This window comes from Glutamicibacter sp. AGC84 (assembly GCF_053543575.1).
This window is the reverse complement of record NZ_JBLVOC010000015.1, coordinates 16,660-25,505: the sequence shown is the minus strand read 5'-3', so window position 1 is coordinate 25,505 and position 8,846 is coordinate 16,660. Positions and strand designations below refer to the sequence as shown.

At 61.0% G+C, this 8,846-nt stretch carries 7 protein-coding genes; 5 read left to right on the top strand and 2 right to left on the bottom strand.

What is annotated here, in order from left to right:
• Window positions 1–214: 214 nt before the first annotated feature.
• Window positions 215–1,696 carry a hypothetical protein gene (locus ACNPN0_RS08940; RefSeq protein ID WP_448937892.1) on the bottom strand — a complete coding sequence of 494 codons (1,482 nt, stop codon included), beginning with the start codon at window positions 1,694–1,696 and terminating at the stop codon, window positions 215–217.
• Between the two features lie 625 nt (window positions 1,697–2,321).
• Between ACNPN0_RS08940 and ACNPN0_RS08935 the strand changes: the two genes are divergently transcribed.
• From ACNPN0_RS08935 to hpaD, 4 genes are all read left to right on the top strand, one after another.
• A complete protein-coding gene (locus tag ACNPN0_RS08935) occupies window positions 2,322–3,845 on the top strand; it encodes a fumarylacetoacetate hydrolase family protein (RefSeq protein ID WP_448938884.1) in 1,524 nt (507 codons plus the stop codon).
• Window positions 3,845–4,504: a GntR family transcriptional regulator gene (locus tag ACNPN0_RS08930; protein WP_332488680.1), complete on the top strand. Its 660-nt coding sequence runs from the start codon at window positions 3,845–3,847 to the stop codon at window positions 4,502–4,504. The genes ACNPN0_RS08935 and ACNPN0_RS08930 overlap by 1 nt, the downstream gene beginning before the upstream one ends.
• Before the next feature lie 78 nt (window positions 4,505–4,582).
• Window positions 4,583–6,076: a 5-carboxymethyl-2-hydroxymuconate semialdehyde dehydrogenase gene (hpaE, locus tag ACNPN0_RS08925; RefSeq protein ID WP_105658032.1), complete on the top strand. Its 1,494-nt coding sequence runs from the start codon at window positions 4,583–4,585 to the stop codon at window positions 6,074–6,076.
• 63 nt (window positions 6,077–6,139) lie between these two features.
• Entirely contained in the window at window positions 6,140–7,237 is a 1,098-nt protein-coding gene (gene hpaD, locus ACNPN0_RS08920; RefSeq protein ID WP_332498687.1) for a 3,4-dihydroxyphenylacetate 2,3-dioxygenase, read from the top strand.
• A gap of 126 nt (window positions 7,238–7,363) precedes the next feature.
• Here hpaD and ACNPN0_RS08915 read toward each other — a convergent pair whose 3' ends face one another.
• Entirely contained in the window at window positions 7,364–7,729 is a 366-nt protein-coding gene (locus tag ACNPN0_RS08915; protein WP_332730784.1) for a VOC family protein, read from the bottom strand.
• A 94-nt stretch (window positions 7,730–7,823) separates the two neighbouring features.
• Here ACNPN0_RS08915 and ACNPN0_RS08910 point away from each other — a divergent pair.
• Window positions 7,824–8,846: helix-turn-helix transcriptional regulator (locus ACNPN0_RS08910; protein WP_448937893.1), on the top strand; the 1,023-nt coding region annotated here is incomplete at its 3' end.

Genomic DNA, 8,846 nt, shown 5'->3' with positions numbered 1-8,846 from the left:
TTCCGTTCCCCCCCCTTCTGCGTACCCCTGGTGAGTCGGCTGATTAACTGCGGTAGCCGAGGACCGATGAGAAGGCCTCCGTCGCCGAGGTCTCAAACCAAGAGGTTCTTCTCCAGCTCAGTGGCCGCGAACTGTGTTGAGCTGATCTGTTTATCCCTTGTTCACGGCAGGGAGGGATTCGTCGCTGCGCGATGCGCCTCCGGACGCGCGTTTTCTATCCTTCTTCCTCTTTCCATCTTCCGTCTTCCGTCTTCATCCAAGCAATCAGCCCGATAGTAGTGACAGCAGCGATGCCGATCCAAATAGTTCCCCAAAGTGTGGATAACTGAATCCCCAGACCTCCGGTAACGGTGAAAATCAGTGTGGCCGGCAGGAATATAAACGCAAAAATATTCACTCGGTGACTGAACTTCTCACGCTTAACCGCCTCTTCGCGCAGTTGTTCGGCTCGTTCGCGATTCACCTGCTCTTCTTCGGCGCGCTGGTTGGCTTCCAGATAATCCATGATGGATTTCTGCTCGATCAGTGAATGCTTGATTCTTTCTTCCAGCATGCGCACGTTCTGCATGGCTTGCAGCACCCGAGTTGCAGATTCACGTCCAGGTATCTCCTGCAACCAGCGCTTACCGTGGAACTCGATAAACCTTTTTTGAATGTCCTTGTATCGCTTAAGCGAAGCAGCGGAATCCTCAAGGTTTCCGGTTGCCGCTAGATTGGCCAGGTGTCCGGCGCGCTGGGTCAAGAATTCATCTTGCTGCATCGTCAAGACCGCCAAATCGACGAAGACTGAATGCGCTAAGGCCACCGTATGCCCAGTCTCTGCGATCCAGTGTTCAGGATCGCCATCCGGACGGGACTGGGCAACAATCCCCATCCCCCGATCACTGCACCAACCAATTGACGGGCCAAGGGAGACTTGGGCTTTGCTAACTCCGAGGTCGGACCAGTCGCTCAAAGTTGGCTTAGGCGTGGCGGTTTGAGCAATGCTCAGTGCATGCGCCCAGCGCACTGCAGGGTTGTCCATCGCGCTCGGTCCGTGCCAGTGTTTTTGGCACTGAGGAATCTTGTCTTGCGGAATAAAAGTGGAGATCGTATAGATGTTCCCCCATGGATCCTGCTTGTCTTTTGATTGCAGAGCGCCGCCATTATTCAGTTCTACTGCCAAGCCTGCTGAACGCAAGGCGTTGTTTACACCCGCTCGCAAGTCCTTGCCATTGCTGTTTGTGCCCGGCAGTAGCCCAGCACGAGTCGGCCGGTGCAGCGCAGAGGTCACCCAACCGGGGGTTTGCAATGCCTCTTTCGAAAGCTTCAGGTGCAAGGCGACGTATTCAGCGTTGCCGGCTCCTGTTTCCGCCTCACTACGAGAACGTGAAATTCCAGCGATCCGGATACCGGCGCCGGTCAGCTTGCTGATTACCTTCTGGTTGTCGAAAGCAAACGTTGGAGCACCCGATAGTGCTTGCTTCGCGTCGGCAGTCATGGCCAGGAAATGAGGTCCGACCGAAGTCTTGTCGAACCAGCTTTTTGATGCTTTATGCAGATTTCCCGCGTCGTTTTGGAGAAACTCAGAGGTTTCGCTTTGCAGATCTTTGCAGAACATCTTCCACGTGATATCCGCGGCATTCGACGGGACCCACCACAAGTTTCCATCAGGTTCCGTGATCGAAGATGCCGGAACTCTGGCGACCAACGCCACGGATCCCCACATCCAGCTATTTGCGTGGACCTCGGTGGGGTGCGACGGCAGCGTCGAATCATCACGCCTGTGTTTTGACCTGAAGACATCTTTTTCCTTGCGCTCTCATCTCAGCGAGTTTCGGATATTAAATACACTCCCCATAAATACAGGCTATCTACAATTACCCGGCATGCAGGAGGAAGCAACGGAATATTTCTCGTGAACAATCCATGACTCCACTTGCCCTCACCCTCAGTGAAATGGCCTATTTCCACGATCGGCAGAAAAGAGTCTCTCGTAGCCCGGCTTAGGTTCGCGAGCGTTCTTGCCCCTGCCGCTCAGCTGGCAAGAGGATAGTGCCGGTCGAGCATCCTTTCCCGACTACAGGGCAACGATGGCCCTGCAAGGAATCCGGCATCAGATCGACTGGCTAGCCAGGATTCCAGCTATCGATTGTGTGCTGCAGTACATCCGCTCCGGCACCCCGCAATTGCCCCTTTCGAAACATTCCCGCTCCCGGAGAATTCCCGTGATCCTGCGGATTCCCAGGCCTGCACGGTAATCATTTTCAAAGCCCGCTTGACACCGTTTGAGATTCGGCGCACACTGATCGTATACGATTTGATGTACGAGATGATGTTCGATGAAAGCAGGCCGATCAACGGTGAGCAATATTGTCCCAGTAACCGAAGAGACCTTCGCGCAGGCAGGCAAGATCCTGGCCGTACACCTTAGCTACTCCTCGCGTGCAGCGCAGCGCGGACGCACCCCGAAGTTCCCCAGCTACTTCATGAAGGCCACCAGCTCGCTGGCCGCCAGCGGTTCCACCGTGGAACGCCCAGCTGGCACCGAGCTGCTCGCCTTCGAGGGCGAGATCGCACTGATCATCGGCAAGACCGCTCGCCGCGTCTCGGTAGACGAAGCCTGGGGCTACGTCGGGCAGGTCACCGCATCGAACGACCTCGGCGTGCACGACATGAAGTACGCGGACAAGGGCTCGAACATCCGCTCCAAGTCCGGCGACGGCTACACCCCGGTGGGTCCCAACGCCCTGGATGCTGCCACCTTGGATCCTGCCAAGCTGCGCGTGCAGACCTGGGTCAACGGCAAGCTCGCCCAGGACGCCGACACCTCCGAGCTGCTCTTCTCCTTCGCAACCATCATCGCCGACCTGTCCCAGCAGATGACCCTGCAGCCAGGTGACATGATCCTCACCGGCACCCCGGCCGGCTCCACCGTCTTCTTCCCCGGCGACGTTGTCGAGGTCGAGGTCACCGATCTGGTCTCCGGCGCCACGACCGGCAAGCTGGAGACCACCGCCGTCGAGGGCACTGCGGCCTTCGCCGCTTTCGGCAACCAGCCAAAGGTCACCGACAAGGACAAGGAAGATGCCTACGGCGATCGCGAGACCGCCGGCATGGCCCCGATCATCACCGGCAAGGACGTGCTGACCGACAAGGTCCGCGAGCAGCTGGCTTCGGGGGCGACCGCCACCTTGTCCGCCACCTTGCGCAAGCGCGGCCTGAACAACGTGAACATCGAAGTCCCCGGTGCCACCAAGGGCATGCAGCGCGTGATCGGCACCGCCCGCACCCTGCGCTACATCCCCAACCGCGAGGACCTGTTCAAGGCCCACGGCGGCGGCTACAACATGCAGAAGCAGTCCATCGACTCGCTCAATGACGGCGAGATCCTGGTCATGGAAGCCCGCGGCGAGACCGGCTCGGCCACCCTGGGCGACATCCTGGCCCTGCGCTCCCAGCAGCTCGGCGCCGCCGGCATCATCTCCGATGGCGGCGTACGGGACCTGGACGCCGTGTCCAACCTGCAGATCCCGGTCTTCTACAACGGCGCCCACCCAGCGGTTCTCGGCCGCAAGCACGTGGCCTGGGACAAGGACATCACCGTGGCCTGCGGCGGCGTATCGGTGCAGCCAGGAGATGTGATCGTGGCCGACTCCGATGGCATCGTGGTCATCCCGCCAGCAATGGTGGCCGAGGTGGCCGCTGAAGCCGCGGTGACCGAATCCAATGACGAATTCATCTTCGCCATGGTCCAGCGCGGCCACGGCATCGAGGGCCTGTTCCCGATGAATGATGCGTGGAAGAGCAAGTACAACGCCTGGAAGGACGCAGGCAGCCCGGATCTGGACTCATGGTCGCTGTAATGACCGCCTCCAAGTCCGAAGCCGCCTACCAGCTGGTTTCCGAGCGCATCGTCAACGGGGCATACTCCCCCGGCTACCGGCTGGTGCTGGGCACCATTGCCGACGAGCTGGGCTGCTCCGTGGTTCCGGTGCGCGAGGCGATCCGCCGGCTGGAGGCCGAGGGCCTGGTGCACTTCACCCGCAACGTCGGGGCGACGGTGGCCCACGTGGATTCCACCCTGTACCTGCACACCATGCAGACCCTGATGGTCATCGAGCCGGCCGCTACCGCGCTGGCTGCGGATGCCATGGATGCCGCCTGGCTTGCCAAGGCGCGGGCGCTGAACGAGAACATGCGCCAGTGCTTGGCGGATTTCGATCCGGTGGCCTTCACCCGGATGAATACCGAATTCCACCAGCTGCTCTACGGCCAGTGCCCCAATCCGCACATCCTGGACCTGGTCCAGCGCGGATGGCGCCGGCTGGCGGCCATGCGGGCCAGCAGCTTCACCCACATTCCCAACCGGGCTCGCGCTTCGGTTCAGGAACATGAGGCGCTGCTGGATCTGATCGGCAACCATGCCACCCCGGCGCAGATCGAAGCCGCCTGCCGGGACCACCGCTCGAATACGCTCAACGCCTATTTGAAAGCGGCCGGCATGGCACCTAGCGCCATCTAGCCAGCAGCACCGAGAACTTTCATAGATTTGCCACAACCCATCCGGTGAAAACACCGGAACAGCACGAAAGGAACTGCCATGAGCAAGCACTTCGTACCGGAAAACCTTCCGACCCACCTGCAGCACTACATCAACGGCGAATTCGTTGACTCCATCGGCGGAGCAACCTTCGACGTGCAGGAACCGGTAAGCAACACCAACTACGCCACCGTGGCTTCGGCACAGCCCGAAGACGTGGACCTGGCAGTTGCCGCCGCCAACAAGGCCTTCAAGGAAGGCCCTTGGGCCAAGATGCTGCCACGCGAGCGTTCCCGCGTGCTGCACAAGATCGCTGACATCGTCGAATCCCGCGACGAAGAGCTCTCGCTGCTCGAGTCCTACGACTCCGGCCTGCCGATCACCCAGGCCAAGGGCCAGGCCCGCCGCGCCGCGGAGAACTTCCGCTTCTTCGCCGACCTGATCGTCGCGCAGGTGGATAACTCCTTCCGCGTCCCAGGACGCCAGATGAACTACGTGAACCGCAAGCCCATTGGCGTCGCCGCGCTGATCACCCCGTGGAACGTTCCGTTCATGCAGGAATCCTGGAAGCTGGCTCCGGCCATCGCCACCGGCAACTCGGTGGTCCTCAAGCCTGCCAGCTACACCCCGCTCTCCGCTGGCCTGTGGCCAGAAATCTTCCGCGAAGCCGGCCTGCCAGAGGGCGTCTTCAACCTGATCTTCGGTTCCGGCGGCGTCGCCGGCGACTACCTGGTCAAGCACCCGGATGTGCCGCTGGTGTCCTTCACCGGCGACTCCTCCACCGGCGCCACCATCTCCACCGCGGCCGCGCCATTCTTCAAGGGCCTGTCCCTGGAACTCGGTGGAAAGTCCCCTGCAGTGGTCTTCGCCGACGCTGATCTGGAAGCTGCCCTGGACGCCACCGTGTTCGGCGTGTTCTCGCTGAACGGCGAGCGTTGCACCGCCGGTTCCCGCGTGCTGGTCCAGCGCGATATCTACGATGATTTCGTAGCCAAGTTCGCAGAACGCGCCAAGAACATCCGCGTTGGCCTGCCGAGTGACCCGAAGACCGAAGTCGGTGCACTGGTGCACCCTAACCACTTCGAGAAGGTCATGGGCTACATCGAGATCGGCAAGACCGAAGGCCGCTTGCTGGCCGGCGGCGGCCGCGCCGAAGGCTTCGAAGAGGGCAACTACGTTGCTCCGACCGTCTTCGCCGATGTTGCCCCGGATGCGCAGATCTTCCAGGACGAGATCTTCGGCCCGGTTGTTGCCATCACCCCGTTCGACACCGACGAGGAAGCACTGGAACTGGCCAACAACACCAAGTACGGCCTGGCAGCCTACGTGTGGACTTCCAACCTGAAGCGCGCGCACAACTTCGCGCACCAGATCGATTCGGGCATGGTGTGGCTGAACTCCAACAACGTCCGCGACCTGCGCACCCCATTCGGCGGCGTGAAGGCTTCGGGGCTGGGCCGCGAAGGCGGCTACCGCTCGGTGGACTTCTACACCACCCAGCAGTCCATCCAGATCACCCTGAACGAAGCGCACTCCCCTAAGTTCGGCGTCTAGGAAGCACGCGCTTCCCGCCCCTAGTTTTTCTTGCTTGCAAAGGAGCAAATCATGAGCAAAGAGATCGCAAACCCGATCCCAACCCCTTCGGTTCCAGCACCGGATATCCTGCGCTGCGCCTACGCTGAACTGGTCGTCACCGACCTGGAGCGCTCGCGCAAGTTCTATGTGGACGTACTGGGCCTGCACGTGTCCTACGAAGACGAGAACCAGATCTACCTGCGTTCCTTCGAGGAATTCATCCACCACAACCTGGTGCTGACCAAGGGTCCGGTCGCCGCACTGAAGGCCATGGCTTTCCGCGTGCGTTCCACCGAAGAGGTCGACAAGGCCGAGGCCTACTACAAGGAACTGGGCTGCCGCACCGAGCGCCGCAAGGAAGGCTTCGTCAAGGGCATCGGCGACGCCGTGCGCGTCGAGGATCCATTGGGCTTCCCGTACGAGTTCTTCTTCGAGACCACCCACGTTGAGCGCCTGCACATGCGCTACGACCTGTACTCGGCCGGCGAACTGGTCCGCCTGGACCACTTCAACCAGGTCACCCCGGACGTGCCACGCGGCCGCGCCTACCTCGAGGACCTGGGCTTCCGCGTCACCGAGGACATCCAGGACGACGAAGGCACCACCTACGCAGCCTGGATGCACCGCAAGGGCACCGTGCACGACACCGCTTTGACCGGCGGCAACGGCCCGCGCCTGCACCACGTGGCTTTCTCCACCCACGAGAAGCACAACATCATCCAGATCTGCGACAAGATGGGCGCACTGCGCATCTCGGACCGCATCGAGCGCGGCCCGGGCCGCCACGGCGTCTCCAACGCGTTCTACCTGTACATCCTGGATCCAGATGACCACCGCATCGAGATCTACACCCAGGATTACTACACCGGCGATCCGGACAACCCGACCATCACCTGGAACGTGCACGACAACCAGCGCCGCGACTGGTGGGGCAACCCGGTTGTTCCATCGTGGTACACCGAAGCTTCCAAGGTCCTGGACCTGGATGGCAACGTGCAGGAAGTCATCGAGCGCACCGATGACTCCGAGCTGGAAGTCACCATTGGCGCCGACGGCTTCTCCTTCACCCGTGCCGGTGACGAAGACGGCTCGTACCATGGCCAGGCTTCCAAGGGCTTCAAGCTGGGCAACCAGCTCTAAGCCAGGCAAGCTCTTCTAGACCCAGAGCTTGGCAGCTTCCCTGAGCTGCAACACAAGAATCCCGGGACATCAGCGAATTTCTTCGCCGATGCCCTGGGATTCTGCTTTTATTGGCCACGCTAATTCCTAGTCCATCGGCGAGACCCTGATCAGGTTGCCATCTGGATCCGCGGCAACAAAGGTCCTGCCAAAGACTTCGTCGTAAGGTTCTTGCACGATGCGCACTCCCTTGGCGGACCATTGGCGGCAAGTTGCGTCAACGTCACCGCCGGAGCCGGGGACCATCAAACCCACCTCGCTGGTGCGCGGGGTTTCCGGGACCGCATCTTCATTCTTGCCGGACCACACAGCGAAGCTCACCTGCTCGCTGAGGGCGAATGCCACATAGCGCGGCGAGACGAAGACGGGATCCATATCGAACAAATCGCCATAGAATTCGGCAGCTTTCCGGGCATCCTTGACATAAACGAGGAACAGGTTCGGGCGGGGCATCGGGGACTCCTGGGATCAATGAATTAGTGGACATTAGCAGTCCACCAGAAAATCACGACAGAACATGTCTTCTTTTCTGGGATACTTGGAGGTCATGAAAGCTTCCAGGCTGTTGCACCTGCTCTTGCTGTTGCAGACTCGTCAGCGCATCAGCTCCTCGGAACTGTCCCAGACGCTGGAGGTCTCGCGACGGACCATCCTGCGCGATGTCGAAGCGCTGTCCATGGCTGGCGTCCCTGTCTACGCCGAGCGCGGGCGCCACGGAGGAATCGCCTTGCTGCCGGGCTCCCGATTGAATCTGGCCCATCTGGAGCCGCCGGAGCTGGAAGCCTTGTCCGTGGCGGGGCTCGATGAACGGCATTTGGAACTTCTGGGCTTGCGGGACGCACATGCTATGGCGGCGCGCAAGGTCGCGCTGAAGCAGGACGCAGCTCCAGCGGCCCATCCCCGGGCTACGTTGGCCGATATTGTCATGGTGGATAGTTCTGCCTGGCTGTCGGGCCGGAGGCTGCTGGCCGATATCGCGGATCTGGCAACCGCGTTGCGGCTTCGACGCCAGCTGCGCATCAAGTATCGGCGCAGTACCGAGGCGCACCCAGCGTTCCTGCTCGTGGATCCCTATGGACTCGTGGCCAAGTCCGGTCGCTGGTATCTCGTCGCCGAACAGCAAGGTGAGCAGCGGCTGTTCTCGTTGGAGCGGCTCTACTCATTCGAAATCCTGCAGGCGCCGGCAAACTTGCAGGTCGATGCCACCCTGCGCACGGTGTGGCTCTCGCTCAAGGAACGCACAGAGGCACCCGGGGACGTGATGATCACGGCCCGCCTGCGTGCAACTCGACTGGATTTGGCCCGGCGAATCTTGGGCGAGCGTCTCCGGGACGTGGACGCAGCCGAAGGAGGGTGGTACCCGATCACTATCGTGTTCCGGCAAATCCAAGACGTGCGCCAACTGCTCCAATTTGCCGACCATATCCACGTAACTGGTCCCCCAGCGGCACGTGACATGATTCGCGCGCTGGCCACCGATCTGGTTTCGCGCCATCAGGATCCATCCGCCGCACCGGTGCCCCCGAGAGCCGGATCGTTCGTGATCGTCGCGAGCGCGCAAAGGCCCGCC

Coding starts and splice junctions, on each gene's coding strand:
- hpaE (WP_105658032.1), top strand. CDS start 4,583: ATGAGCAAGCACTTCGTACCGGAAAACCTTCCGACCCACCTGCAGCAC.
- ACNPN0_RS08930 (WP_332488680.1), top strand. CDS start 3,845: ATGACCGCCTCCAAGTCCGAAGCCGCCTACCAGCTGGTTTCCGAGCGC.
- ACNPN0_RS08915 (WP_332730784.1), bottom strand. CDS start 7,729: ATGCCCCGCCCGAACCTGTTCCTCGTTTATGTCAAGGATGCCCGGAAA.
- ACNPN0_RS08935 (WP_448938884.1), top strand. CDS start 2,322: ATGAAAGCAGGCCGATCAACGGTGAGCAATATTGTCCCAGTAACCGAA.